The 25280-nt window shown below is 62.6% G+C and carries 25 protein-coding genes; 8 read left to right on the top strand and 17 right to left on the bottom strand.

What is annotated here, in order from left to right; genetic code table 11:
• Positions 1-12: 12 nt before the first annotated feature.
• From mnmG to AC2TZ7_RS02925, 4 genes are read left to right on the top strand one after another with little or no spacing between them, the layout of a single operon-like run.
• Positions 13-1875, top strand: coding sequence for a tRNA uridine-5-carboxymethylaminomethyl(34) synthesis enzyme MnmG (gene mnmG / locus AC2TZ7_RS02940; protein ID WP_489865840.1), 1863 nt, complete (start codon positions 13-15; stop codon positions 1873-1875).
• Positions 1872-2501, top strand: coding sequence for a 16S rRNA (guanine(527)-N(7))-methyltransferase RsmG (gene rsmG / locus AC2TZ7_RS02935; protein ID WP_489865839.1), 630 nt, complete (start codon positions 1872-1874; stop codon positions 2499-2501). Before mnmG ends, rsmG begins: the two co-directional genes overlap by 4 nt.
• Positions 2494-3306, top strand: a complete 813-nt coding sequence (locus AC2TZ7_RS02930; RefSeq protein ID WP_078522668.1) for a ParA family protein — start codon at positions 2494-2496, stop codon at positions 3304-3306. Before rsmG ends, AC2TZ7_RS02930 begins: the two co-directional genes overlap by 8 nt.
• 2 nt (positions 3307-3308) lie before the next feature.
• Positions 3309-4190, top strand: a complete 882-nt coding sequence (locus tag AC2TZ7_RS02925; protein WP_489865838.1) for a ParB/RepB/Spo0J family partition protein — start codon at positions 3309-3311, stop codon at positions 4188-4190.
• Here the strand turns inward: AC2TZ7_RS02925 and AC2TZ7_RS02920 are convergent, their stop codons facing one another.
• Genes AC2TZ7_RS02920 through rph form a run of 4 tightly spaced genes read right to left on the bottom strand, consistent with a single transcriptional unit; the run spans position 4191 to position 7019 of the window.
• Positions 4191-4544, bottom strand: a complete 354-nt coding sequence (locus AC2TZ7_RS02920; RefSeq protein WP_489865837.1) for a YbaN family protein — start codon at positions 4542-4544, stop codon at positions 4191-4193.
• Entirely contained in the window at positions 4544-5701 is a 1158-nt protein-coding gene (gene hemW / locus AC2TZ7_RS02915; RefSeq protein WP_489865836.1) for a radical SAM family heme chaperone HemW, read from the bottom strand. Before hemW ends, AC2TZ7_RS02920 begins: the two co-directional genes overlap by 1 nt.
• The gene (gene rdgB / locus AC2TZ7_RS02910; protein ID WP_489865835.1) at positions 5698-6309 is read right to left on the bottom strand and encodes an RdgB/HAM1 family non-canonical purine NTP pyrophosphatase; all 612 of its coding nucleotides are present in this window, start codon (positions 6307-6309) and stop codon (positions 5698-5700) included. The genes hemW and rdgB overlap by 4 nt, the downstream gene beginning before the upstream one ends.
• Positions 6306-7019 carry a ribonuclease PH gene (rph, locus tag AC2TZ7_RS02905; protein ID WP_083079482.1) on the bottom strand — a complete coding sequence of 238 codons (714 nt, stop codon included), beginning with the start codon at positions 7017-7019 and terminating at the stop codon, positions 6306-6308. Before rph ends, rdgB begins: the two co-directional genes overlap by 4 nt.
• 118 nt (positions 7020-7137) lie before the next feature.
• Between rph and hrcA the strand changes: the two genes are divergently transcribed.
• Both hrcA and AC2TZ7_RS02895 read left to right on the top strand, forming a co-directional pair.
• Complete coding sequence (gene hrcA, locus AC2TZ7_RS02900) at positions 7138-8199, top strand: heat-inducible transcriptional repressor HrcA (RefSeq protein WP_083079480.1); 1062 nt, start codon at positions 7138-7140, stop codon at positions 8197-8199.
• 5 nt (positions 8200-8204) lie between these two features.
• The gene (locus tag AC2TZ7_RS02895) at positions 8205-8753 is read left to right on the top strand and encodes a nucleotide exchange factor GrpE (RefSeq protein ID WP_083079478.1); all 549 of its coding nucleotides are present in this window, start codon (positions 8205-8207) and stop codon (positions 8751-8753) included.
• 58 nt (positions 8754-8811) lie between these two features.
• Here the strand turns inward: AC2TZ7_RS02895 and mutS are convergent, their stop codons facing one another.
• Positions 8812-11457, bottom strand: coding sequence for a DNA mismatch repair protein MutS (mutS, locus tag AC2TZ7_RS02890; protein WP_489865834.1), 2646 nt, complete (start codon positions 11455-11457; stop codon positions 8812-8814).
• 119 nt (positions 11458-11576) lie between these two features.
• On the opposite strand from mutS, the gene AC2TZ7_RS02885 reads away from it, so the two are divergent.
• On the top strand, positions 11577-13844 hold the full coding sequence (locus tag AC2TZ7_RS02885; protein ID WP_489865833.1) for an NADP-dependent malic enzyme: 2268 nt from the start codon (positions 11577-11579) through the stop codon (positions 13842-13844).
• Positions 13845-13883: 39 nt separating this feature from the next.
• On the opposite strand, the gene phoB is transcribed toward AC2TZ7_RS02885, so the two are convergent.
• From phoB to tsaD, 11 genes are all read right to left on the bottom strand, one after another.
• Positions 13884-14576, bottom strand: coding sequence for a phosphate regulon transcriptional regulator PhoB (phoB, locus tag AC2TZ7_RS02880; RefSeq protein ID WP_078522678.1), 693 nt, complete (start codon positions 14574-14576; stop codon positions 13884-13886).
• Between the two features lie 14 nt (positions 14577-14590).
• Complete coding sequence (phoU, locus tag AC2TZ7_RS02875; RefSeq protein ID WP_176536084.1) at positions 14591-15280, bottom strand: phosphate signaling complex protein PhoU; 690 nt, start codon at positions 15278-15280, stop codon at positions 14591-14593.
• A gap of 14 nt (positions 15281-15294) precedes the next feature.
• Complete coding sequence (gene pstB, locus AC2TZ7_RS02870) at positions 15295-16092, bottom strand: phosphate ABC transporter ATP-binding protein PstB (RefSeq protein WP_078522679.1); 798 nt, start codon at positions 16090-16092, stop codon at positions 15295-15297.
• A gap of 15 nt (positions 16093-16107) precedes the next feature.
• Positions 16108-17460, bottom strand: a complete 1353-nt coding sequence (gene pstA, locus AC2TZ7_RS02865; protein ID WP_489865832.1) for a phosphate ABC transporter permease PstA — start codon at positions 17458-17460, stop codon at positions 16108-16110.
• Positions 17457-18938: a phosphate ABC transporter permease subunit PstC gene (gene pstC / locus AC2TZ7_RS02860; protein WP_489865831.1), complete on the bottom strand. Its 1482-nt coding sequence runs from the start codon at positions 18936-18938 to the stop codon at positions 17457-17459. The genes pstA and pstC overlap by 4 nt, the downstream gene beginning before the upstream one ends.
• 81 nt (positions 18939-19019) lie before the next feature.
• Positions 19020-20060 carry a PstS family phosphate ABC transporter substrate-binding protein gene (locus tag AC2TZ7_RS02855; protein ID WP_489865830.1) on the bottom strand — a complete coding sequence of 347 codons (1041 nt, stop codon included), beginning with the start codon at positions 20058-20060 and terminating at the stop codon, positions 19020-19022.
• A 131-nt stretch (positions 20061-20191) separates the two neighbouring features.
• Entirely contained in the window at positions 20192-20875 is a 684-nt protein-coding gene (locus tag AC2TZ7_RS02850) for a sirohydrochlorin chelatase (RefSeq protein WP_489865829.1), read from the bottom strand.
• A 249-nt stretch (positions 20876-21124) separates the two neighbouring features.
• Entirely contained in the window at positions 21125-21547 is a 423-nt protein-coding gene (locus AC2TZ7_RS02845; protein WP_078522684.1) for an EVE domain-containing protein, read from the bottom strand.
• Positions 21547-21816 (bottom strand): YciI family protein, encoded by a 270-nt coding sequence (locus AC2TZ7_RS02840; RefSeq protein WP_489865828.1) that lies wholly within the window; start codon positions 21814-21816, stop codon positions 21547-21549. Before AC2TZ7_RS02840 ends, AC2TZ7_RS02845 begins: the two co-directional genes overlap by 1 nt.
• 1 nt (position 21817) lies before the next feature.
• Entirely contained in the window at positions 21818-22774 is a 957-nt protein-coding gene (locus AC2TZ7_RS02835) for an NAD(P)H-dependent glycerol-3-phosphate dehydrogenase (RefSeq protein WP_489865827.1), read from the bottom strand.
• Positions 22771-23865, bottom strand: coding sequence for a tRNA (adenosine(37)-N6)-threonylcarbamoyltransferase complex transferase subunit TsaD (tsaD, locus tag AC2TZ7_RS02830; protein WP_489865826.1), 1095 nt, complete (start codon positions 23863-23865; stop codon positions 22771-22773). The genes AC2TZ7_RS02835 and tsaD overlap by 4 nt, the downstream gene beginning before the upstream one ends.
• A 73-nt stretch (positions 23866-23938) precedes the next feature.
• On the opposite strand from tsaD, the gene AC2TZ7_RS02825 reads away from it, so the two are divergent.
• Positions 23939-24664: a uroporphyrinogen-III synthase gene (locus AC2TZ7_RS02825; protein WP_489865825.1), complete on the top strand. Its 726-nt coding sequence runs from the start codon at positions 23939-23941 to the stop codon at positions 24662-24664.
• Between the two features lie 61 nt (positions 24665-24725).
• Here AC2TZ7_RS02825 and AC2TZ7_RS02820 read toward each other — a convergent pair whose 3' ends face one another.
• Positions 24726-25274, bottom strand: a complete 549-nt coding sequence (locus tag AC2TZ7_RS02820) for a hypothetical protein (RefSeq protein WP_489865824.1) — start codon at positions 25272-25274, stop codon at positions 24726-24728.
• Positions 25275-25280: the final 6 nt, after the last annotated feature.

Here is a 25280-nt window from a genome sequence, read left to right as displayed (position 1 = left end):
GGAGTGTTTCACGTGAAACATTACGACGTCATCGTGATCGGAGGCGGGCACGCCGGAACCGAGGCAGCCCACGCGGCGGCCCGGATGGGTGCGCAGGTGGCGTTGGTGACGCTTCGCGCCGATGCGATCGGGGTGATGTCGTGCAATCCGGCGATCGGTGGGCTTGGTAAGGGGCATTTGGTGCGTGAGATCGATGCGCTGGATGGCGTGATGGGCCGGTTGGCCGACGCTGCGGGTATCCAGTTCCGCCTTCTTAACCGACGTAAAGGCCCCGCGGTGCAAGGCCCGCGCGCGCAGGCGGATCGGAAACTCTACCGCGAGGCTGCCCAGCGTATGACCGCGGCGCAGCCCAACCTCAAGGTGGTCGAGGGGGAGGTGACCGATCTGCGCGTCGAAGGCGGCCGGGTCACCGGCGTGGTGCTGGCAGATGGCGCGACGTTGAACTGTCAGTCGGCGATCCTGACGTCTGGGACGTTCCTAAATGGCGTGATCCATATCGGCGACCAGCAGCGTCCGGGTGGCCGCATTGGGGATCGACCTTCGCGCGCGCTGGCCGAGCGGCTTTACGCGATGGATCTTCCGATGGGTCGCCTGAAAACCGGTACGCCGCCGCGGCTGGATGGGAAGACGATTGCCTGGGATAAGCTGGAGAGCCAGCCCGGCGATGATGACCCGGTTATGTTTTCTTTCCTTAACCGGAGCCCCGAGGTCCGGCAGATTTCATGCGGGATCACCCATACGAATGGGCGGACGCATGACATCATCCGGGGTAACCTTGACCGCTCCGCGATGTATGGCGGCCATATTTCCGGGGTGGGGCCCCGCTATTGCCCGTCGATCGAAGATAAGGTCGTGCGCTTCGCGGATAAGGACTCGCATCAGATATTCCTCGAACCGGAAGGTCTGGACGACGACACGGTCTATCCGAACGGGATTTCCACCTCTCTGCCAGTGGATGTTCAGGAAGATTACGTCCATTCGATCTTCGGGTTGGAGGAGGCGACGATCCTGCAGCCCGGTTACGCGATCGAATATGACTATGTCGATCCGCGCGCGCTGGACGCGACGCTGCAGTTGCGTGCTGTGCCCGGACTATATCTTGCGGGTCAGATCAACGGGACCACAGGATATGAGGAGGCCGCGGCTCAGGGCCTCGTCGTTGGCTTGAACGCGGCATCTTCTGCGAAGGCGGGCGCACCGGTGCATTTCAGCCGGACGTCGAGCTATATCGGTGTGATGATCGACGATCTAACGTCGCGCGGGGTAACCGAACCTTACCGCATGTTTACCTCGCGGGCCGAGTTCCGCCTGTCGCTGCGGGCCGACAATGCAGACCAGCGCCTGACCGGGATGGGGATCGAGATCGGCTGTGTCGGCGAGGCGCGCCGGGTTCTGTTTGAAGAGAAATCCGCCGATCTGACGGCAGGCCGGGAGCTGCTTCAGTCGATTTCGCTGACGCCCAAGGAGGCCAAGGCGAAGGGCTTCAAGGTGAACGAGGACGGGACGCGGCGGACCGCTTTCGATCTGCTGTCTTTCCCCGATATCACGATGCCCGCGCTGCAAGAGGCGCTGCCGGAATTGCAGAATCTCTCCGATGAGACCGCGCGTCAGCTGTCGATCGATGCCCTCTATGCGAATTATGTTGCGCGTCAGGAGGTCGACGCGGCTTCCCTTAAGCGCGATGAGGGCTGGGAAATCCCCGAAGATTTCGATTTCGATTCCCTGCAGGGGCTCTCGAACGAGTTGAAGGGCAAACTCAAGCGCGCGATGCCGAAAACTTTGGGGCAGGCGGGACGTGTCGACGGCGTAACTCCCGCGGCGCTGACTTTGATCTTGGCACGTCTGCGGCAGTCGAAGCGGGAACGCTCTGCATGACGACGCCTGAGGCCGAAGAGTTCGCCGCGCGATTCGATGTTTCACGTGAAACATTGGATAAACTGTTTGCCTATGAGGCGCTGCTCAAGAAGTGGAATCCAGCGATTAATCTCGTCGCGAAGTCGACCTTGGAGGATATGTGGTCGCGCCACTTTCTCGATTCGGCCCAGATTTTCGCGATGGCACCGGAAAACGCTCGGATTTGGGCAGATTTCGGGGCAGGGGGCGGCTTTCCGGGTTTGGTAATCGCGATTCTGTCGGCGGAAAAGGCACCGGAACGCCAGATCATTTTGGTCGAATCGGATCTCCGAAAATCGGCCTTTCTCTCGACGGTCACACGGGAGCTGTCGCTCAATATCCGCGTTCTTGCGCAACGAATCGAAGAGATTGCGCCCCTGAAGGCCGATGTCGTCTCGGCGCGCGCTCTTGCGAACCTGCCGAAACTACTGGAATTCAGCGCCCGGCACCTGAAGCCCTCCGGCATCGCTATCTTCCCGAAGGGCGCGCGCTGGCAGGAAGAACTTGCGCAGGCGCAGGAAAGCTGGTCCTTTGACTACGAGGCGATCGAAAGCCTCAGCGATCCAAACAGTGTTGTCTTGAAAATCCACGGAGCCGAGCGTGTCTGATCCAATTCGCGCAAATGAACCGAAAATCATTGCGATTGCGAACCAGAAAGGCGGCGTGGGGAAGACGACGACGGCGATCAACCTCGCTGCAGGGTTGGTGGAAGCCGGGCGTAAGGTTCTTTTGATCGATCTCGATCCGCAGGGGAATGCGTCGACAGGCCTCGGTATCGAGCCCGATGATCGCGAGCTGACAACCTACGATCTGCTGATCGAAGATGCGCCGGTTTCCTCGGTTTTGCACAAGACCGAGATCGACGGTCTTTACCTCTGCCCGGCGACGACGGACCTGTCTTCGGCGGATATGGAGCTTGTCTCGACCGAAAAGCGCAGCTTCCTTCTGCATGACGCGCTACGACATCCAGATGTTGATAGCTATGGCTTCGACTATATCTTGATCGATTGCCCGCCGTCGTTGAGCCTTCTGACGATCAACGCGATGGTTGCGTCGCATTCGGTTCTGGTGCCGCTGCAGGCGGAATTCTTCGCGCTCGAAGGGCTTTCGCAGCTGATGCTGACGATCCGGGAGATCCGCCTGAGCGCGAATCGTAACCTGCGAATCGAGGGGGTCGTTCTCACGATGTATGACGTGCGGAACAATCTTTCGCAGCAGGTGGAGGCGGATGCGCGCGCGACGTTGGGCGAGTTGGTGTTCCGGACGATGATCCCGCGGAATGTGCGCGTTTCCGAGGCTCCGTCCTATGCGATGCCGGTGCTCAGCTATGACAGCAGCTCGCGCGGGGCGTTGGCCTATCGGAATCTCGCCAGCGAATTGATGTCGCGGCATGAACTGGCAAAGGCGGTGTGAGAATGGCAAAGGAACGCGAAAAGCGTGGATTGGGGCGTGGTTTGTCGGCTTTGATGGCGGATGTTGATTTGAATTCGGCCGAGACGACGGCGCCTCCGCGTCGTCCGGAGCAATATGTCCCGGTCGAGAAGATCGAGCCGAACCCCGATCAGCCGCGTCGCGATTTCGAGCCGGCCGCTTTGGAAGAGCTGGCGTCCTCGATCCGCGAAAAGGGCGTTATTCAGCCGCTTATCGTGCGCAAACACCCGACGAAGCCGGATCATTACGAGATCGTGGCCGGTGAACGCCGGTGGCGCGCGTCGCAGATGGCCAAGCTGCACCAGCTTCCGGTCATCATTCGCGAATTCAACGACACGGAAGTGCTGGAAGTCGCGATTATCGAGAATATTCAGCGCGCCGATCTCAATGCGCTCGAAGAGGCGCTTGCCTATAAGCAATTGATGAGCCGTTTTGGGCATACGCAGGAAAAGCTGGCCGAGGCGCTGTCGAAAAGCCGTAGCCACATCGCCAATCTGATGCGTCTGCTGCAGCTGCCCGAAGAAGTGCAGGTCTATCTGCGCGAGGGGAAGCTGTCCGCCGGTCATGCGCGGGCGATGATCACGGCCGAAGATCCGGTCAGCCTGGCGAAACAGGCCGTTGCGAAGACGCTTTCGGTGCGCGATGTCGAGAAACTTGCGAAGAAGCAGCAGGGTGGGGAAGAGCGTAAAGCGCGACCGAAGCCCCAGAAAGACGCTGACACGCGGGCGCTCGAGGGCGATCTGTCCGCGACGATCGGGATGAAGGTCGCGATAGATCATACCAGCAGCGGCGGCGGCAAGATTACGATTGCTTATGACGATCTGGAGGAGCTCGATAAGCTTTGCCAGATGCTCAGCAACGGCTGATCAGCTATTCGGGCGCGTCCAGATGAAAATCAGGACGCCGAGCAGGGTGATCCCCTGAATTGCCAGGATTTCGGCCGGTAACCGGAAGGCCAAAGACAGGCCGAAAGCCGCGAAAACAGACACTGTTGCGGCGATTTTCGCACGTTTTGCGATGGCGCGCCGCTCCTGCCAGTCGATAACCTGCGGTCCGAAGCGCGGATGGGTGATGATCCAGTTGTGCAGGCGATCAGAGGACCGCGCGAAGCAAAACGTCGCCAGAAGCATCAACGGAACGGTCGGGACGAGTGGCAGAAACAGCCCGATGATCCCGATCCCAGCCGAGATGATGCCAAGCGTGAGCCAGAGGATGCGCATCAGGGGATAAGATCGCGAATAATGGCGTTCAAGACCGGGCGGCCTTGATCCGTCGCGCGTAGGAATCCGCTCTCTCTTTTGACCATGCCGATATCCTCAAGATGGCGCATTGTCGCCTCATCGAGCGGAGAACGCGAGATATTGTTGAACCGTTCCATCTCGAGCCCTTCGGACAGGCGCAACGCGAACAAAAGATATTCGATTGCCTGCTCTTCGCGGGGTAGGGCGGCGCGCTCGTTCTCTCCGGCACCGGTTTTTTCCACCTGCGCAAGCCAGGCGCCGGGCTGTTTGAGCGTATCGGTGGCGTGACGGACACCATTTTCGGTCAGGCGCCCATGTGCGCCGGGTCCGATGCCGATATAGTCGCCATAACGCCAATAAATAAGGTTGTGGCGGCTCTCGGCGCCCGGACGGGCATGGTTCGAGATCTCATAGGCGGGCAGGCCGTGCTTTTCGCAAATTTCCTGCGTCGCGAAATACATCTCGGCGGAGATATCGTCCTCCGGAATACCGCGCAGCTTGCCCGCATCGTGCCGCGCGCCGAAAACCGTGCCGGGTTCGATGGTCAGCTGATAGAGCGAGAGATGATCGACCGCCATTTCCAGCGCCTCGTCCAGCTCTGCTTTCCACTCCTCGATCGTCTGGTGCTGGCGCGCGTAGATCAGATCGAAGCTCACGCGATCGAACTGCTTGCGGGCAATGTCGAAGGCTTTCTGGCCTTCCGCGACCGAGTGCATCCGGCCCAAACGACGGAGATCTTCGTCATTCAGCGCCTGCATCCCCATCGAGACGCGGTTCACGCCAGCCTCGGAAAAGGCTCTAAACCGCCCGGATTCGACACTTGTGGGGTTCGCTTCGAGGGTAATCTCGAAATCGTTGCTGGTTTGCCAGTTTCTGCGGATGCGTTCGATGATTGCGGCGACGATCTCGGGATCCATCAGCGAGGGTGTGCCGCCGCCGAAGAAAACCGTGTTCAAAATCCGGCCTTCCGTCCGCGCCGCATAACGGTCGAGTTCGCTGAGATAGGCGGAGAGCCATCGCTTCTGGTCGATGGCGGTCGCGACGTGGGAATTGAAGTCGCAATAGGGGCATTTGGCGGCACAGAAGGGCCAGTGAAGGTAGAGGCCGAACCCTCCGTGCCGCCAATCCTCGGTCATTGCGCGTCGAAAATCGTCACGAACTTGCGGAAAGCATCCGCACGGTGCGAAATCTCGTTCTTTTGCGCGGGATCCATCTCCGCGAAGGTCAGCTCAAAGCCATCGGGCTGGAACATCGGGTCATAGCCATGCCCCAAAGCGCCGCGCATCGGCCAGACCAGTTGGCCTTCGACACGGCCATCGAACACCTCGTCATGCCCGTCGGGCCAGGCCAGAACCAGGGTCGAGCGGAAACGCGCGGTCCGCGGCAGCTCCGCTTCGATCTCGTCGCAGGCCTTCCAGGTCTTTTCCATCGCCATGATAAAGTCGCGCCCGTTCGGGGTGGTTGCCCAATCGGCCGTGTAAACGCCCGGCGCACCGTCGAGACAGTCGACTTCGATGCCGGAATCGTCCGCCAAGGCGGGCAGGCCGGTCGCTTTCGCCGCGGCATGGGCCTTGATCCGCGCATTGCCGACGAAGGTGCTCTCGGTTTCTTCCGGCTCGGGGAGGTTCATCTCCTTCGCGCCGACGACCTCGACGCCGAAAGGCGCGAGGATCGCTTTGATCTCCTCGAGCTTTCCGGCGTTATGGGTCGCAACCAGCAGCTTCTTTTCGGTGAAGCTCCTCATCCAATGGCCGCTTTCTGCATTTCAACGAGCTTCGCTGCGCCTTCCTCGGCCAGATCGAGAAGCCGATCCATCTGTTCGCGCGAGAAGGTCGCGCCTTCTGCCGACATCTGCACTTCGATCAGCTTGCCAGCGCCAGTCATAATGAAATTCCCGTCGGTGCCCGCTTCGCTATCCTCGGCATAGTCGAGGTCGGCGACCGGCTGGCCCGCGTAAATGCCGCAGGACAGGGCTGCGACATGATCGAGCAGCGGATCGGAAGTGCAGGCGCCCGATTTCATCAGCTTGTTCGCAGCCAGGCGCAGCGCGACCCAACCGCCGGTGATCGAGGCGCAGCGCGTGCCGCCATCGGCCTGGATTACATCGCAATCGACGACGATCTGACGTTCGCCAAGTGCCGAACGATCGACGCCAGCGCGCAGAGCGCGACCAATAAGCCGTTGAATTTCAACGGTTCGTCCGCCTTGCTTGCCCGCAGCGGCCTCGCGACGGTTACGCGTGTTGGTCGCGCGCGGCAGCATGCCGTATTCCGCCGTCACCCAGCCAAGGCCGGAGCCTTTGAGGAAAGACGGCGCGCGGTCTTCGATCGTGGCGGTGCACAGCACATGGGTGTCGCCCATTTTGATCAGGCAAGACCCTTCTGCGTGTTTCGTAACCCCGGTCTCGATTGAAATCGGGCGAAGTTCACTTAACTCTCTGCCGGAAGGGCGCATCGTGGGGTCCTTTCTAATGAATTCACCCCATTTGATCGCCCATGCGCAGCGATGCAACCCCCGTGCCGTGATTGACCTTCGGCTTCGCGCGGCTTTAAGTCAGCAGGGATGAAGCGCGATGAGTGAACAGAACGATATTCTTTCCGAACTGAACGACCGCTCCCGCGAAGTGTTTCGCCGGGTGGTCGAAGGCTATCTCACGACTGGTGGTCCCGTGGGCTCGCGGAGCCTGACCCGAGAGATGAACGAGAAGCTGTCCGCGGCGACGATCCGAAATGTGATGCAGGACCTCGAATATCTCGGGCTTCTGGACAGCCCCCATGTCTCCGCCGGACGTGTTCCGACGCAGACGGGCCTGCGGCTGTTCGTCGATGGCGTGATGGAGGTGAACCATCTCGGCGAGGAGGATCGCGCGGCGCTGGATGCCACGATGGGGGCGAATTCAGGCGATGTAGGGTCTTTGTTGGATCGTGTGTCGAATGCGCTTTCGGGGATGACGCAGGGCGCGAGCCTCGTTCTGACGCCGAAACACGAAGCCCCGATCCGGCATATCGAATTCGTCTCGCTCTCGCCCGACCGGGCGCTGGTGGTGCTCGTCTTCGCTGACGGTCAGGTGGAAAACCGGGTCTTCACGCCGCCGCTGGGTCAGACGCCGTCATCGATGCGGGAAGCCGCGAATTTCCTCAACGCGATGGCCGAGGGGAAAACTCTGTCAGAACTGCGCGGTCACATCGCCCGCGAAATCGCAAATCACCGCACCGAAATCGATTCGCTCGCGACCGAACTGATCGACAGCGGTCTGGCAGCCTGGGAGAACAAGGGCGAGCGCTACGAGCGGCTGATCGTGCGCGGTCGTGCCAATCTTTTGGGCTCCGAAGACGACCTCGACCGGATCCGCTCGCTCTTCGATGATCTCGAACGGAAGCGCGACATCGCCGAATTCCTCGATCTGGCTGAGGATGGCGAAGGCGTACGTATTTTTATTGGCTCAGAGAACAAACTTTTCTCTCTTTCGGGTTCCTCTTTGGTTGTCTCTCCATATATGAACGCTGACCGAAAGATCATTGGTGCGGTGGGCGTGATTGGGCCGACCCGGCTCAACTACGGGCGCATCGTGCCGATCGTGGACTACACAGCGCAACTGGTCGGGCGGATGATCTCCGGCCAGGGCAAAGGATGAATGGCATGAGCGAGAAAAAAGACGAGATTGCCGAGGATCAGGCGCATATCGACGAGAGTTTCGAAGATGTGATGGCCGAAGAGGCCGACGAGCTCGAGGCATTGCGTGCGGAGCGCGACGATTATCGCGACCGATTCATGCGCGCGCTGGCAGATGCCGAGAATGCGCGCAAACGTGCCGACAAAGAGCGTCAGGAAGCCTCGAATTACGGCGGCACGCGCCTTGCGCGCGACATGCTGCCCGTGTTCGACGCGCTCTCGCGTGCGCTCGAAGCCGCGAATGAGGACGTGCGTTCGCAGGCCGGGCCGTTCCTCGAAGGGGTCGAGCTGACCCAGCGCGAATTGCTCAACGTGTTCGCCCGTCACGGCATCACTACGGTGGCGCCCGAGGTCGGTGAGAAATTCGACCCGCAGATGCATGAGGCGATGTTCGAAGCGCCCGCGCCCGGCACCAAGGCCGGCGACATCATTCAGGTCATGGAGAACGGCTTCATGATCCACGACCGGCTGCTGCGGCCGGCGAAAGTGGGCGTCAGCTCCACTCCGAAATCCTGATCGGCAAGGCTGGGGGCGCTGCCCCCAGACCCCCGGGATATTTTATCCAAAACGAAGATTACTCCGTGAGAAGCGCGCGAAGCTCGTAGAGGGCGTCGAGCGCATCTTTCGGTGTCATGTCGTCCGGAATGAGGGCTTTCAGCCGCTCTTCCAGCTCCGACGGACCGGCGGGCGCGGCGGCCGGTTGCGGTGTGTTAGACACTGAAAACAGGGGCAGATCGTCGATCACCGCCTGTTTCTTGCCACCACCTTCGCGCTCACCCTTCTCCAGCGCATCGAGCACGATCCGGGCGCGTTCCACGACGGAATGCGGAAGCCCGGCGAGGCGCGCGACCTGAACACCGTAGGAGCGGTCGGCGGCGCCTTTGCGAACTTCGTGCAGGAAGATCACTTCGCCTTCCCATTCCTTCACCGCGACGGTCGCATTCTCGACGCCGTCCAGCTTGGCCGAAAGCGCGGTCATCTCGTGGTAGTGGGTCGCGAAGAGCGCGCGGCAGCGGTTGGACGCATGCAGATGTTCCATGACCGCCCACGCGATCGAGAGCCCGTCATAGGTCGCCGTGCCGCGGCCGATCTCGTCGAGGATGACCAGAGCGCGGTCGTCAGCCTGATTGAGGATCGCGGCGGTTTCGACCATCTCCACCATGAAGGTCGACCGGCCTCGCGCCAGATCGTCCGCCGCACCGACGCGGCTGAAGAGTTGAGACACAAGGCCAATATGGGCGGATTTCGCCGGAACGAAGCTGCCCGCCTGAGCGAGCAACGCGATCAGGGCGTTCTGCCGCAGGAAGGTCGATTTACCGGCCATGTTCGGACCGGTGAGCAGCCAGATCGCAGGCGTCGCGCCCTCGGTCAGTTCGCAGTCATTCGCGATGAAGGGCTCGCCGGATTTCTTCAGCGAGGCTTCGACGACCGGATGCCGACCGCCCTCGACCTCGAAGGCGTGGCTGTCGTCGACGGTGGGTTCTGCCCAGTCTTCGTTGCGGGCGAGCGTCGCGAAAGCGCTGGCGAGGTCGATTTCGGCAAGTGCGCGCGAGGTTTCATTGATCGGGCCCGCGCGGTCGAGAACGGCCTGTCTTAGGCTGGAATAGAGCCTTTTTTCGATCTCCAGCGCATGGTTTCCGGCGTTCAGAATCCGGGTTTCTATCTCGCTCAGTTCGACGGTCGTGAAACGCACCTGGTTCGCGGTGGTCTGGCGGTGGATGAAGCGTTCCGACAGCGGCGGGGCGAGCATCTTCTCGGCATGGGTGGCCGTGGTTTCGATGAAATAGCCCAGCACGTTGTTGTGCTTGATCTTCAGCGAATTGATCCCCGTGGCCTCGATATATTCGGCCTGCATCTTGGCGATCACGCCGCGGCCTTCGTCGCGCAGTTGGCGCGTCTGGTCGAGATCTTCGTCATAGCCCGTCGCAATGAAGCCGCCGTCGCGCGCGAGAAGCGGCGGCTCCGCGATGAGCGCCGCATCCAGAAGGGCAGTGAGGTCGTCGTGGCCCATAAGGGCTTTCGCAGCCTCGGCGAGCAGCGGCGGGGCCTCGACGGCGGCGACGGCTTCGGCGATCCGCTCGGCCTGCTCCAACCCGTTGCGGATCGCGGCCATGTCGCGCGGACCGCCGCGGTCGAGGGCGAGACGTGACAGCGCGCGATCCATATCGGGGCAGCGCTTCAGATCGGCGCGAATATCCTCGCAAAATCGACCCTGTTCCAGCAGAAAACGAACGGAATCGTGCCGCGCGTGGATCTCGGTCAGGTTCCGGGACGGGGCGGAGATCCGGCGTTCGAGAAGCCGTGCCCCGCCCGCCGTCACGGTGCGGTCGATGGCGTTGAGGAGCGAGCCCTCGCGTCCGCCCGACAGAGCCTGCGTCAATTCCAGATTGCGCCGCGTGGCGGCGTCGATCTGCATCGCCGCGCCGCTGTCTTCATGCACGGGACGGCGCAGCAGGGGCAATTTCCCTTTCTGCGTGATCTCGAGGTAATCGACGATGGCGCCCATCGCGGCCATCTCGGCGCGGGTGAAGCTGCCGAACGCATCCAGCGACCCGATCGAATAGAGCGACAGAAGCCGGGTCTCGGCGGCCTGACTGTCGAAGCTCGCGCGGGACAAGGGCGTCATCGCGGCCCGCATATCAGAGACTATTTCAGCGCAATCCGCTTCTTTGGCCTCGCTGACCAGCACTTCACGAGGCGCAAGCCGGGCGAGCTCGGGGCCTAGCCGTGACAACGGGCAGGGCGTCACGCGGAACTCGCCGGTGGAGATATCGACCCAGGCGATCGCGGCCTCGTCGCGCACTTCCGCCCAGGCGGCGAGGAAATTGTGGCGGCGCGCCTCCAGCAGGCTTTCCTCGGTCAGCGTGCCGGGCGTGACCAGACGCACGACATCGCGTTTCACGACGGATTTCGAGCCGCGCTTCTTCGCCTCGGCCGGGTCCTCCATCTGCTCGGCAATCGCCACGCGGAAGCCTTTGCGGATCAGCGTCAGCAGGTAGCCCTCGGCCGCGTGCACGGGAACGCCGCACATCGCGATGTCCTCGCCCATGTGCTGCCCGCGCTTGGTCAGCGCGATGTCGAGCGCGGATGCGGCATCGACCGCGTCCTGAAAGAACATCTCGTAGAAATCACCCATCCGATAGAACAGGAGCGCGCCCGGATTGGCCTCCTTGATCCCCAGATACTGTTCCATCATCGGTGTGACGGTCGGCTTGGCCATGTGCCCCCCATTTGCTGGTCGCGCGACCCTACAAAACCCCGGATTCGGGCGCAATTCCGTTGAGTGACGGATCACGGGACGTTAAACGGGTTCGGACCTGCAGGAGGAGCACCGGCCCAATGCCCAGCAAGAACCGTATCACGCCCGAAGAGGCGTTGGCCTATCACCTCGACCCGCATCCGGGGAAATACGACATCACGGCGTCGAAGCCGATGACGTCGCAGCGCGATCTGTCGCTGGCCTACAGCCCCGGTGTTGCCGTGCCGGTGGAGGCGATCGCCGAGCACCCCGAACTGGCCTACGATTACACCGTGAAGGGCAACATGGTCGCCGTGATCTCGAACGGTTCGGCCATTCTTGGGCTCGGCAATCTCGGGGCGCTGGCCTCGAAGCCGGTGATGGAGGGCAAGGCGGTCCTCTTCAAGCGTTTCGCCGACGTGAACGCGATCGATATCGAGCTCGATACCGAGGATGCCGACGAGATCATCAACGCGGTGAAGCTGATGGGGCCGACCTTCGGGGGGATCAACCTCGAGGATATCAAGGCGCCGGAATGTTTCATCATCGAGCAGCGGCTCAAGGAGTTGATGGACATCCCGGTGTTCCACGACGATCAGCACGGCACGGCGGTGATCTGTGCGGCGGGGCTGATCAACGCGCTGGAGCTGTCGGGCAAGAAGATCGAGGACTGCAAGATCGTGCTGAACGGCGCGGGCGCTGCGGGCATCGCGTGCCTTGAACTCGTGAAGGCGATGGGCGCGAAGCACGACAACTGCATCATGTGCGACACCAAGGGCGTGATCTATCAGGGCCGCACCGAGGGCATGAACCAGTGGAAATCGGCCCATGCGGCGGTAACCGAGGCGCGCTCGCTCGAAGAGGCGATGGAAGGCGCGGATGTTTTCCTCGGCGTCTCGGCCAAGGGCGCGGTGACGCCCGAGATGGTGCAGTCGATGGCCGACAATCCGGTGATCTTCGCGATGGCGAACCCGGATCCGGAGATCACGCCGGAAGAGGCGCAATCGGTGCGTCCCGATGCGATCGTGGCGACGGGGCGGTCGGACTATCCGAACCAGGTGAACAACGTCCTCGGCTTCCCCTACCTGTTCCGCGGCGCGCTCGACATCCACGCCCGCGCGATCAATGACGAGATGAAGATCGCCTGCGCCAACGCCTTGGCGGAACTGGCGCGCGAGGATGTGCCTGATGAGGTCGCGATGGCCTACGGGCGCAAGCTCAGCTTCGGGCGCGATTACATCATTCCGACGCCCTTCGATCCGCGGCTGATCCACGTGATCCCGCCGGCGGTCGCGAAAGCCGGGATGGATACCGGTGTCGCGCGGCGTCCGATCATCGACATGGAAGGCTATGCCCAAAGCCTGAAAGCCCGGATGGACCCGACCGCGTCGATCCTGCAGGGCATCCAGAGCCGCGCGCGTCAGGCACAGGCGAAGATGATCTTTGCCGAGGGCGATGACGAGCGGGTGCTGCGCGCCGCCGTGGCCTATCAGCGTTCCGGCATGGGCGAAGCGCTGGTCGTGGGTCGCGAGCAGGATGTGAAGGAAAAGCTCGAAGCGGCTGGCTTGGGCGATGCCTATCGCGAGCTGCGCGTGGTGAATGCGGCCAATTCCAAGAATACCGAGAGCTACAAGGATTTCCTGTATAAGCGCCTGCAACGGCAGGGTGTGGACCGCGAGGATGCGCATAAGCTGGCGACGCGCGACCGTCATGTCTTCGCGGCGCTGATGCTGGTGCATGGGCATGGCGACGCGATGGTCACGGGCGCGACCCGGAAATCGGCCCATGTGCTGGAACTGATCAACAAGGTGATCGACGCGAAGCCTTCGGATGGGGCGGTCGGGATCACCGCCCTGCTGAACAAGGGCCGCGTCGTGCTGATCGGCGATACGCTGGTGCATGAATGGCCCGACGAGAACGATCTGGCCGACATTGCGACGGCGGGCGCGCATGTGGCGCGGGGCCTGGGGCTTGAGCCGCGCGTGGCCTTCTGCTCCTTCTCGACCTTCGGGTATCCGGTGTCGGAACGCGCCACGAAGATGCATGTCGCGCCGAAGGTCCTCGACGCGCGCGGAGCGGATTTCGAGTATGATGGCGAGATGACCGTCGATGTGGCGCTCAACATGGATCAGATGAAGAACTACCCGTTCTGCCGTCTGACCGGCCCCGCCAACATTCTCGTCGTGCCGGCACGCCATTCGGCGTCGATCTCCGTGAAACTGATGCAGGAGATGGCGGGCGCGACCGTGATCGGCCCGATCCTGACCGGGACGAGCCACGCGGTGCAGCTGTGCTCGACCACGTCGACGGTGAACGACATCCTGAACATGGCGGCGCTTGCCTCGTGCAAGCTGTGCCTGAAGGACTGAATTGAAAAGGCGCGCGGTGATCCGCGCGCCTGTTTCGCTTTATCCCAGCGCGTAGCCCGTGCCGCGCACCGTGCGCACCGGATCATCCCCGCCATTGGCCATCAGCGCCTTGCGCAGCCGCCCGACATGGACGTCGATGGTGCGGGTGTCGACATAGATGTCGCGCCCCCAGACCCGGTCGAGCAGTTGATCGCGGGTCCAGACGCGGCCCGGTTTTTCCATCATCGTCGAAAGCAGCCGGAACTCGGTCGGCCCGAGTTTCAGCGGTTGGCCGTTGCGGAAGACGCGGTGCTCCTCGGCATCGAGGATGATGTCCTCGAAGCTCAGCCGCTCGCCCATCGTGGCGGGCCGCGTGCGGCGCAGCTGGGTGCGGACGCGGGCCATCAGCTCGACGACCGAATAGGGTTTCACGACGTAGTCGTCCGCGCCGGTCTCGAGGCCCCGAACCCGGTCCACCTCTTCGGAGCGTGCCGAGAGCATGATGACCGGAATGTTGCGGGTCTCGGAATTGGCCTTAACCCGGCGACAAATCTCGATGCCGGAGACATTGGGCAGCATCCAGTCCAGCACGATCAGATCGGGCTTCTCTTCCTTCAGGAACAAGAGGCCCTCGTCTCCGTTCTCCGCCATCACGACGCGAAACCCTTCGGCTTCGAGGTTGTAGCTGAGAACTTCGCGCTGGGCGTTTTCGTCTTCGACCACGAGGACACAGGGCTGTTGGGCTGGCGACATCTCTGAGGTCTCCGTCAAACCACGCTAGAGCTTTTCGGGCGCGCGTCTTCCGGCATTTCGCCGGTCACGAGGTAGATCACCTGCTCGGCGATCGTCGTCGCATGGTCGCCCATCCGCTCGATGTTCTTCGCGATGAAATGCAGGTGCATGCAGGGCGTGATGTTGCGCGGGTCTTCCATCATGTAGGTCAGGAATTCGCGGAACAGCGCGTTATACATCTGGTCCACCTCAAGATCGCGCTCGCGCACATCGGCGGCCAGTTTCGGGTCGCGCTGGATATAGGCGTCGAGCGCGTCTTTCAGCATCGCTTCGGTCGTGCCCGCCATGCGGCGGATCGCGGTCGCGGTGCCGCTGATCTGCGGCCCGTCGGAGAGAACCTGCGTGCGCTTGGCGATGTTCTTCGCGTAATCGCCGACCCGCTCGAGGCTCGCCGAGATCTTGATGACCGAGAGCGCCATGCGCAGGTCGCGCGCGGCGGGGGCGCGCAGGGCGATCAGGCGCGCGGCCTCTTCGTTGATCTTCTCTTCCAGCTCGTCGACGGCGCGGTCGCGGCCGCGGATTTCCTCGGCCAGTTCGAGATCGCGCACTTCGAGGGCGCGGGCGCTTTCAAGGATCTGCTCCTCGACGAGGCCGCCCATTTTGACGACCAATGCCTGCACCGCCTCAAGGTCGCGGTCGAAGGCGGAAAGAATGTGCTCGCTCATGATTATTTGCCTCCTCAGCCGATACGGCCGGTAATGTAGCTTTCCGTCCGGCTGTCGGACGGGTTGGTGAAAATCTTGTCCGTGTCGTCGTATTCGACGAGGTTTCCGAGGTGGAAGAACGCGGTCTTCTGACTCACGCGCGCGGCCTGTTGCATCGAGTGCGTCACGATCACCACCGAGAAATTCGCCCGAAGCTCGTCGATCAGTTCCTCGACCTGCGCGGTCGCGATCGGGTCGAGCGCCGAGCAGGGCTCGTCCATCAGCAGCACTTCCGGCGAGGTCGCCACGGCGCGCGCGATGCACAGGCGCTGTTGCTGACCGCCCGAAAGCCCGGTGCCCGGCGCGTGCAGTCGATCTTTCACCTCGTTCCACAGTGCGGCCTTGCGCAGCGAGTCCTCGACCACCTGATCCAGTTCGGCCTTGTTCTTCGTCAGGCCGTGGATTTTCGGCCCATAGGCCACGTTGTCGTAGATCGACTTCGGGAACGGGTTCGGCTTCTGGAACACCATGCCGACCTTGGCGCGCAGCTGGACCGGATCGACGCGCTTGTCGTAGATGTCTTCGCCGTCGAGTTTGATGTCGCCTTCGACGCGGCAGATATCGATCGTGTCGTTCATCCGGTTCAGGCAGCGCAGGAAGGTCGATTTCCCGCAGCCCGACGGGCCGATGAACGCGGTGACGGTCTTGTCGAGAATGTCGACATCGACGTCCTTGATCGCGTGGGTGTCGCCGTAATGGACCTGCACGTTGCGTGCGGTGATCTTGATGTCGTCAGTGGTCACGGCTCTCTCCGTCAGGCTCATGTCTTCCATTTGTCTCGCGCTCCCTTACCAGCGACGCTCGAATTTGCGGCGCAGGATGATGGCGATGATGTTCATGCCCAGAAGGAAGATCAGCAGAATGATGATACCTCCCCAGGCGCGTTCGTAAAATGCCGGGTCGGCGCGCTTGGCCCATTCGTAGATCTGCGCGGGCATGGCCGAGTTGGGCGAGACGAAGCCGTCGAGGAACCCGTCCGGCGCGTTGGTCGCGATATAGCCCACCATCCCGATCAGCAGGAGCGGTGCGGTCTCGCCCAGAGCCTGCGCCAGACCGATGATCGTGCCGGTCAGGATGCCGGGCATCGCCAGCGGCAGAACGTGGTGGAAGACCGATTGCATCTTCGATGCGCCAACGCCGAGGGCGGCGTCGCGGATCGAGGGCGGCACGGCTTTCAGCGCGGCACGGGTCGAGATGATGATCGTCGGCAGGGTCATCAGCGTCAGCACGAGGCCACCGACCAGCGGGGCCGATTGCGGCAGATGCGCGAACTGGATGAAGACCGCGAGGCCGAGGATACCGAAGACGATCGAGGGCACCGCCGCGAGGTTCGAGATATTCACCTCGATCAGGTCGGTGAAGCGGTTCTTCGGCGCGAATTCTTCCAGATAGATCGAGGCGGCGACCCCGATCGGCAGGGCCAGCACCAGCACCACCAGCATCATGTAGAACGAGCCTAGCATCGAGATCCCGATCCCGGCCTGCTCGGCGCGGCTGTCGGAGGCGTCGGCGCCGAAGATGAAGGCCCAGTTGAAACCTTTATGGATGATGCCCGCATCGCGAAGCTGATCGACGAGGTCGAGTTGCGCCACGGAGATGTTCTTGTCCTTGGCGATCTCGTCGCGATGCACCCGACCCTTGAGGTAGCTGTCCACCCGCGACGAGGCGAGGATCTTGAAATCCACCGTCGTGCCGATGATCGACGGGTCGGCGAGCACCGTGTCGCGCACCTGGCTCGCAGCCGAGGCCGAGATCAGGTTCTTCATGTCCTTCGCCTTGGTCAGCTCGGTCGTCGCGCCGGATTTCTCCACCGCGTCGAGCAGAGCTTTCTCGATCAGCGGCTTGTAGGTGAAGGTCGTCGCCTTCTTCAGATCCTCCGGATCGCGATTGCCCTTCTTGTCGAGCTTCGCGGCGTCCAGATGGACCGGCACTTCGATGAAGGTCTGCTGAAACGCGGTCGCGCCGTTGGAGACGATCGTCACCAGCAGGATCACGAGGAAAGCGAGGCCGATCCCGATCGCCCCGATGCCAAGCGCCTTGAAACGCTTCTCGGAGGCGTTGCGGCGTTTCGTGCGGGCATCGACATGATGCAGCGAGCGCGTCGCGGGCTGGCTTGCGCCGTGTTGGGTCGCATCACTCATTCGTATTGCTCCCGGTATTTGCGCACGATGTAGAGCGCGAAGATGTTGAGCCCGAGCGTCAGGACGAACAGCGTCATGCCGAGCGCGAAGGCGACCAGCGCCTCGGGGGAGGCGAAATCGGCGTCACCGGTCAGCTGCGAGACGATCTTGGCGGTGACGGTGGTCATCGCGTCGAACGGGTTCATGCTGAGCCGCGCGGCGGCGCCGGCACCCAGAACCACGATCATCGTCTCGCCAATGGCGCGCGAGGTCGCCAGAAGCACTGCGCCGACGATGCCGGGCAGAGCTGCGGGCAGGATCACCTGCTTGATCGTTTCGGATTTCGTCGCGCCGAGGCCATAGGAGCCGTCGCGCAAGCTTTGCGGCACCGCGTTGATGATGTCGTCGGACAGCGAGGAGACGAAGGGGATCAGCATGATGCCCATCACCAGACCCGCGGTCATCACCGCCGTGCCCGCATGCATCCAGCCGCCATCGGCCATCGCAGCGGTCGGACCATTTGCGCCGAAGATCGACAGCAGGAACGGGCCCACGGTCAGCAGGGCGAAAAGGCCGTAGACGATGGTCGGGATCCCGGCGAGCACTTCGAGCAGCGGTTTCACGATGCCGCGCACCGATTTGGTCGCGTATTCCGACAGGTAGACGGCGGCGAACAGCCCGATCGGCACCGCGACCAGAAGCGCCACCAGCGAGATGTAGAGCGTACCCCACAGAAGCGGCAGGATGCCCAGCTCCGACCCGCCCCCGAAGCTCGGCGACCATGTCGTGCCGAGGAAGAAATCGGCGATCGGATAGAGGCGGAAGAACTCGACCGTGTTGAAGACCAGCGACAAAACGATGCCGATCGTCGTCAGGATCGCGATGGAGGCCGCGGCGATCAGCAGAACGCGCACGCCTTTTTCGACCGTGTTGCGGGCGCGGAAATCCTTGTTCGTGCGCAGGTAGGCGAAGGCAAAGCCCGCGATGGCTGCCAGCAGAACCAGTACCGTCATCGCCAGATCGGCCACCGAGGTCATGTCGCGATAGGTCTGCGCCGCGTTCAGCGTCGCCGGATCGACACTTGAGCCGAGCGCGACCCCGACCGAGCCGAGAACTTCCCGCAGGTCCATGGTTTGCAGATCGATATTCGCAGCTTGCCGCGCGCTCAGCGCGCCTTGGGCGATCGCGGTGTCGAGACCATCCGCGACGCGTCGGACATCAGACATCACGAGGCTCATGTTCGAGCCGTCCAGCAGCGCATCGGGGATCTCGGCGGAGACGCGGGCATTCACGATCAGCGGCTGCGCCACCATCCAGACCAGCAGCAGAAGAAGCGCCGGCACGGCGGTGAACATCGCGACGTTGAAGCCGTAGTAATTCGGCAGGCTGTGCAGAGACCGTCGGTCTTCGCCCGCTGAATTCAGCGCGCGCATACGGCCCATCACGAAGCCGACTGCCGCCAGCACGACCACGATCACAACGATCCACAAAACAGGCATTTCAGCCCCACCAGTTGAAAATAACCAAAAAGGAAAAAGGGGGCAGCGAAATAAGCCGCCCCCTGAAGATAGCGGTCTCGATTACGAGCCCGAACCCATGGTCACTTCGTTTGCCACGGCGTCCTGGGTCTTGGCCAGTTCCGGGTCAGCAACGAGGCCGTACTGAGCGAGCGGGCCGTCGGGGCCAGCGATTTCGTCGGAGACGAAGAACTCAGCGTATTCCTTCAGGCCGGGGATCACGCCGATATGCGCTTTCTTGACGTAGAAGTAGAGCGGACGCGACACCGGGTACTCGCCCGAAGCGATGGTCTCGGTCGAGGGCTCGACGCCCGACATGGTCGCGACTTTCAGCTTGTCGGTGTTGTTCTCGTAGAACGCCAGACCGAAGACGCCGATGCCGTTCGGGTTGGAGCCGATGCGGGCGAGGGTCTCGGTGTAGTCGCCGTCGATGTCGACAGCCTTACCGTCGGTGCGGACCGCCATGCAGGCGTCCTCGGCGTCGTCTTCCGACATGCCGCCGTCGACCATGGCCTGCATCGCGCCGGTGTCTTCGCAGCCCTGCAGCAGAACCTTCTCTTCGAAGACTTCACGGGTGCCGTGCTTGGTGCCCGGGATGAAGGCGATGATGTCGGCATCCGGCAGGTCGGAGTTGAACTCGTTCCACTTGGCGTAGCCGTTGTCGACGATTTCGCCGTCCTTCAGGACCTTCGCGCCGAGCGCGTTGAAGATGTCCGAGGGGGTGAAAGCGTTGAAGGCCGGGCCGTCTTTTTGCGACGCGAAGACGATGCCGTCATAGCCGATGCGGACTTCCATGATGTCGGTGACGCCGTTGTCGGCGCAGGTCGCGACTTCTTTGTCCTTGATCTTGCGCGAAGCGTTCGCGACGTCGATCGTGTTTTCGCCAACGCCTTCGCAGAAGCGCTTCAGGCCAGCCGAGGAGCCGCCCGATTCCACGACCGGGGTCGGGTAATCGAAGTTTTCACCGAAGGCTTCGGCGACGATGGAGGCGTAGGGCAGCACGGTCGAGGAACCGGCGACCTGGATGTTGTCACGCGCGAAAGCGGCGGTGCCCGAAGCGGCAACGATCGCGATCGCGGAGGCGGCGAGGTTGAACGATTTCATAGATCACTCCCAGTGTTCTGAAATTTGGGCCGTCGAGTGGCCTCAGCGCGGTCCTAGGGGTCTTCGATGACGCTTATGCAAACATTATGTAACAGCTATGTGACAATCTACGAGTCCGTGAAGGTTCGTGATCAGACCCGCGAAATCGCCTGTGCAATCAGGACGGGAACCTCACGATGGGCCCCGATCTCGGGCAAAAGGCGTCCCCGATAGCTAGCTGCTTGCAAGGCCTCAGGAATATCACCTGTCACATGTCCTGCCCGCAGCGCGAAGAAGGGCAGACACACGCCATCCGGGTGCGCGCGGGCCACATCTTCGAGGAACGGGGGCTCTTCGATCAGGGCCACATGAATCTCCGGCATCGCGGGATTGCAGCCCAAGGTTTCGGCCATGTCATAAACCGAATTGCGCGATTTTCGCGATATTTTCGACCCGTGCGCCATGAGAATCAGGGGCGAGTCGGCGGGGACGTCCTCCGAGGCGCGCGCCTCGAAGATCACTCTGGTCAGCAGATCGGGCAGCGCAGGATCGACGCCGAACGGCTCCAACTGGCGCGCCTGCGAGCCCGCCGCTTCCAGCCGTCGGGGAAGTTCGGTCTTGGTAAACCAGCCCTGCGCCATGAAATAGGGGTAGATCACCGGATCTTCGTGCCGCGCCAAGGCGGCCTCCAACGATCCCGGCTTTGCAAGGGTCGCGGCGTCTATCTTGCGGTCCGGCATCTCTTCCGAGACCTTATTGGCCAAGGAAAACAGAGCCTTCTCCTGAATTTCAGGCTCTGACGGGGATCCATGGGCGACGAGAATGATCGGCTGCATGCCCCTAGATTAGCGCGGCAGCGCCCTATGGCAATCACGCGTTTTCGGCGTGAGTTTTCCGTTAACGCCCTGAATTTTAGGAATATTGTCCGTAGATGCCATTTGCGCGACCGCATCTTTGCATATACGCATAAGGCAGAGGCCAGGATGGCCAGACCCGAGATTTAGTTTCACGTGTGGTGCGTAGGGGTGCACGTGGGTGAAGGAGGGTTCTGGCTGGGGTGCCGGAACCCTCCTGTTTTATCTGGCTCAGGTCGGATCAGTCTCGCCCATCTCGCAGACGATTTTCCATTCCTCTTCGGTGACCGGCTGAACCGACAGCCGCATCGAGGTCACAAGCGACATCTCCGACAGGCGCGGCTCGCCTTTCACATCGGCCAGCGTGACCGGCTTGGTGAAGGGCCGCACCGCCTTGAGGTCAACGCAATCCCAGCGCGGATCGTCGGTCGTGGAATCCGGATGGCTCTCGGCCACGACTTCGCAGATCCCGACGACCTCCTTGCCGATATTCGAATGGTAGAACAGGCCGCGATCGCCGATCTTCATCTCGCGCATGTTGTTGCGCGCGAGATAGTTGCGGATGCCGTCCCATTCCTCGCCCGCATCGCCCTTGGCGACCAGATCGTCCCAGGAAAACTTGTTGGGTTCCGATTTGAACAGCCAGTACCGCATCAGCCGATCACCTTTTTCCACGCCTTGACCTGCACATCCTCGAACAGACCCGCCTTGGCATAGGGATCGTTGGCGGCCCAGTTCTGCGCGGCCTCGAGGCTGTCGGCCTCCACGATCACGAGCGAGCCGACCATCTGGTCATTCTCGAGAAACGGGCCCGCCATGAAGACCACGCCCGTCTCTTCGATATAGGCGAGGTGCTTCTCGCGGTTGTCCATCCGGGTTTGCAGGGCGCCGGGCTTGTCGCGGCAGATCACGGCAAAATACATCTCATTCCTCCTTCAAGGGGCGGGCGAGCAGAGCCTGCATCGCCTCATCCACGCTGATTGACTGTTCGGTAAGCGCAAGAACCATCGCGGCGACCGGAATTTCCAGCCCGCGCGCATGGGCCAGCTTGTTCAGGGCCTGCGCGGTCGCGGCGCCCTCGACGGTGATCGAGGGATCGAAGGCTTCGCCCGCGCCGATCGCGTGGCCCAACCGGAAATTGCGCGATTGCGCCGAGGTGCAGGTCAGCACCAGATCGCCGAAACCGGACAGGCCCGACAGCGTCTCGGGCCGGGCGCCGAGTTCCGTCGCGATCCGCAACATCTCGGCGAAACCGCGGGTCATCAGCGCGGCGCGCGCGGAATCGCCAAGCCCCGCGCCGATCACGGTGCCCGCGGCGATCGCGTAGACATTCTTCAGCGCGCCGCCGAGTTCCGCCCCGGTCGTGTCGGTCGTGCGATACAGCCGCAGCGTCGGTGTCGACAGCTCGGCCTGCAGCTCTTCGGAATGATCGGCGCAGGCAAGCGTCAGCGCGGTCGGAAGGCCGCGCGCGATATCTCCGGCAAAGCTCGGCCCGGTCAGTACCGCAGCCCGCGCCCCCGGCACTTTCGCGCGGATCAGGGTCGTCGGCCCCTGACCGGTGGAGAGATCGATCCCCTTCGAGCAGGAGACGAGGGTCTTGCCCGTAAGCGTGTCGGAATGGGTGTCGAGAAACCCGGCCATCTTCTGCATCGGCATCGCGAGAAGCAGTGTCTCGGCCTGAAGCGCATCTGCGATTTCCGCTGAAACAGTGACGTTTTCGGGCAGTTTTACACCCGGAAGGCGGCGCGCGTTCTCGCCGCTCTCGCGCATGGCCTTCACATGCTCGGCATCGCGCGCCCAAAGGGTCACCGGCCCGTTTTGCGACAGCGTCACCGCCATCGCCGTGCCGAAAGCGCCCGCGCCCAGGACCGAAATACTCATGCCTTGGCCCCCTTCTTTCCCGATCCAAGAAGCGGTGCGGCGCTGCGATCCAGCGGCCAGCGGGGACGGGCGGTCAGGTCCATCCCGTCTTGCGCGCCACTGCGGAACCGCTCGATTCCGGCCCATGCGATCATCGCCGCGTTATCGGTGCAAAGCTTCAAGGGCGGGGCCACGAATTCAGCGCCCATTTCCCGTGAAACAGTCTCTAGTCCAGCCCGAATGGCCTGATTTGCCGCGACACCGCCTGCGACCGCGAAGCCGGGGTTGGTGGGTGCGAGTTTGAGGTATTCCGCCAAGGCGCGCCGCGATTTCTCGATCAGGACATCCGCAATCGCCTGCTGGAAACTCGCACAAAGATCGGCGCGGATCTGGCGCGGCAGCCCGCCATGCTCTGCCACCACCTGATCGCGGGCGCGCAGCAGCGCGGTCTTCAGCCCAGAGAAGGACATATCGCAGCCCGGCCGATCCAGAAGGGGGCGCGGAAAGGCAAAAGCCTTGGGATCACCCTTGCGCGCCTCGGCCTCGACGGAGGGTCCGCCGGGCTGGGGCAGGGCCATCAGCTTCGCCGCCTTGTCGAAGGCCTCGCCCGGCGCGTCGTCGATCGTGCCGCCGAGCCGCGAGAAATCCTCCGGTCCTTTCGCGATCAGGAACTGGCAATGCCCACCGGAGACCAGCAGCATCAGATAGGGAAATGTCAGCCCATCGGTCAGGCGCGGGGTCAGCGCATGGCCCGCCAAGTGGTTCACGCCAACCAACGGCAGCCCCGCCCCGGCGGCGAGTCCCTTGGCGCACATCACGCCCGACATCACCCCGCCGATCAGCCCCGGTCCCGCCGTCACCGCGATGCCATCCAGCGCGTCGAGCCCAAGTCCGGCCTCTCCCAGCGCCTCTTCGACGCAGAGATCGAGCTTCTCGGCATGGGCGCGCGCGGCGATTTCGGGGACCACGCCGCCGAAGGCCGCATGCAGATCGGTCTGCCCGGCGACGACGCTCGAGAGGATCTCCGGCTGGCCATCCGTCAGGCGCACGATCGCCGCTGCCGTATCGTCGCAGCTCGATTCAAGCCCGAGAAAAGTCAGCGTATCGGTCATCGGGGCGCCTGTTGCGTGGGTTATCCAACGCAGGTAACACCGGGGAAGCGTTCGCACAATCCCGGGGCGGTGGATGGACAGCCAGCCTGAGAGACCGATTCTCCTCGTCACGCGACCCGCCGTCGCGGCAGAAGGATTCGTCGAGGCATTCCGCAACAGGTTTGGGCATGATTGGCCCGTCATCGTCTCTCCGCTCACGGAGATTGAGCCTCTGGACACGCCGATCCCCGAGTTTCAGACCGCAATCTTCACCTCGCAAAATGCCGTGGCCGCGTTCCGACGATTGGCTCAGGGACAGGGCCGCCGCGCCTATTGTGTGGGACAGCGCACGGCGCAGGCGGCACGCGAGGCCGGGTTCAATGCGATCGCCGGGCCGGGCGATGCGGAGGCGTTGAGCGAAATGATCGCGCAGCGGGAGCTCGGCGGAAAACTGCTGTTCCTGAGGGGAGAGCAGGTCGCCTTCGATCTCGAAAACCGGCTGAATTCCGCCGGAATAGAGACTGAATCTGCGATCATTTACCGCCAGGTCTCACGCCCGCTGAGCGATGATGCGCAGGCGGTTCTGCGCGCATCGCGCCCTGTATTAGTGCCGATTTTCTCGCCAAACGCGGCGGATCGCTTCCTAAATTCTTTGCCTGACGCGCCTAAGCCGCCGCTCTTTGTCGCAGCCATGAGCGAGGCAGTGGCGTCTCGCCTCAAAAGCGCTAGCTTGTGCCATCTGGAAGTTGCCCCGCATCCCGATGCGCAAGGGATGCTCGATGCGCTTGCCGTCTTGCTGCAAAGGCAAAAGGCGGGTTGAGCAGTCGCGGACTGACTTCTAAGTTGATGTGAGCGCGCAATTTGGTGCGGTAGTGGAGGGCTTAGACGATGGCGAAACGGACAACCGGGAAATCTTCCGATACGAGCAAGCCGGAAGACGCGAAATCGACGACCGAGTCCGAGACCAAATCCGACGCAACCTCTTCGCAAACCCCGAAGGATAGCAAGGCCGCCACGGCTCCAGAGGCGACGGATAAGTCGAGCGCGGCCGCGTCCAGCAAGCCCGCTACGGCATCGAAATCGAGCACGCCCGCGAAGCCGTCCTCCACGTCTACGCCAGCGACCAAAGCGGATACCTCCAAGAGTGCGAGCGGGACCGCCAAGCCGACCTCCACGCCGGCAACCAAAACGCAGACCGCTGCGAAATCCGATGCAGCACCGAAGTCCGGTTCTGCGACTGCGAAGGCTGAGACGACCTCGACCCCGGCCACGACCAGTGCAAAACCGGAGGTCGAGCCGAAGAAATCGCCCGCAAGCGGCACATCGGAAGATAAAGCGCAGGCCGCGAAGCCAGCGAGCGCCGCGACGACCAGCAGCACCGCGACCACCGACAAGACCCCGCCGAAAAGCGATACGGCAAAGGCGAGCACCTCGCC

Source organism: Thioclava sp. ISO4, from assembly GCF_058105145.1.
The sequence above is the reverse complement of the archived record's forward strand: the minus strand, read 5'-3'. Positions and strand labels throughout refer to the sequence as shown.

Bases quoted from the DNA above. Each gene is read 5' to 3' on its own strand.
- rdgB (WP_489865835.1), bottom strand. From the start codon at position 6,309: ATGAGGAGCTTCACCGAAAAGAAGCTGCTGGTTGCGACCCATAACGCC.
- hrcA (WP_083079480.1), top strand. From the start codon at position 7,138: ATGAGTGAACAGAACGATATTCTTTCCGAACTGAACGACCGCTCCCGC.
- pstA (WP_489865832.1), bottom strand. From the start codon at position 17,460: ATGAGTGATGCGACCCAACACGGCGCAAGCCAGCCCGCGACGCGCTCG.
- AC2TZ7_RS02835 (WP_489865827.1), bottom strand. From the start codon at position 22,774: ATGAGTATTTCGGTCCTGGGCGCGGGCGCTTTCGGCACGGCGATGGCG.
- rph (WP_083079482.1), bottom strand. From the start codon at position 7,019: ATGCGCCCTTCCGGCAGAGAGTTAAGTGAACTTCGCCCGATTTCAATC.
- AC2TZ7_RS02850 (WP_489865829.1), bottom strand. From the start codon at position 20,875: ATGCAGCCGATCATTCTCGTCGCCCATGGATCCCCGTCAGAGCCTGAA.
- pstC (WP_489865831.1), bottom strand. From the start codon at position 18,938: ATGCCTGTTTTGTGGATCGTTGTGATCGTGGTCGTGCTGGCGGCAGTC.
- pstB (WP_078522679.1), bottom strand. From the start codon at position 16,092: ATGGAAGACATGAGCCTGACGGAGAGAGCCGTGACCACTGACGACATC.
- AC2TZ7_RS02895 (WP_083079478.1), top strand. From the start codon at position 8,205: ATGAGCGAGAAAAAAGACGAGATTGCCGAGGATCAGGCGCATATCGAC.
- AC2TZ7_RS02840 (WP_489865828.1), bottom strand. From the start codon at position 21,816: ATGTATTTTGCCGTGATCTGCCGCGACAAGCCCGGCGCCCTGCAAACC.
- tsaD (WP_489865826.1), bottom strand. From the start codon at position 23,865: ATGACCGATACGCTGACTTTTCTCGGGCTTGAATCGAGCTGCGACGAT.
- phoU (WP_176536084.1), bottom strand. From the start codon at position 15,280: ATGAGCGAGCACATTCTTTCCGCCTTCGACCGCGACCTTGAGGCGGTG.
- AC2TZ7_RS02845 (WP_078522684.1), bottom strand. From the start codon at position 21,547: ATGCGGTACTGGCTGTTCAAATCGGAACCCAACAAGTTTTCCTGGGAC.
- AC2TZ7_RS02920 (WP_489865837.1), bottom strand. From the start codon at position 4,544: ATGCGCATCCTCTGGCTCACGCTTGGCATCATCTCGGCTGGGATCGGG.
- AC2TZ7_RS02855 (WP_489865830.1), bottom strand. From the start codon at position 20,060: ATGAAATCGTTCAACCTCGCCGCCTCCGCGATCGCGATCGTTGCCGCT.
- mutS (WP_489865834.1), bottom strand. From the start codon at position 11,457: ATGGCCAAGCCGACCGTCACACCGATGATGGAACAGTATCTGGGGATC.
- phoB (WP_078522678.1), bottom strand. From the start codon at position 14,576: ATGTCGCCAGCCCAACAGCCCTGTGTCCTCGTGGTCGAAGACGAAAAC.
- AC2TZ7_RS02825 (WP_489865825.1), top strand. From the start codon at position 23,939: ATGGACAGCCAGCCTGAGAGACCGATTCTCCTCGTCACGCGACCCGCC.
- AC2TZ7_RS02925 (WP_489865838.1), top strand. From the start codon at position 3,309: ATGGCAAAGGAACGCGAAAAGCGTGGATTGGGGCGTGGTTTGTCGGCT.
- rsmG (WP_489865839.1), top strand. From the start codon at position 1,872: ATGACGACGCCTGAGGCCGAAGAGTTCGCCGCGCGATTCGATGTTTCA.
- AC2TZ7_RS02885 (WP_489865833.1), top strand. From the start codon at position 11,577: ATGCCCAGCAAGAACCGTATCACGCCCGAAGAGGCGTTGGCCTATCAC.
- hemW (WP_489865836.1), bottom strand. From the start codon at position 5,701: ATGACCGAGGATTGGCGGCACGGAGGGTTCGGCCTCTACCTTCACTGG.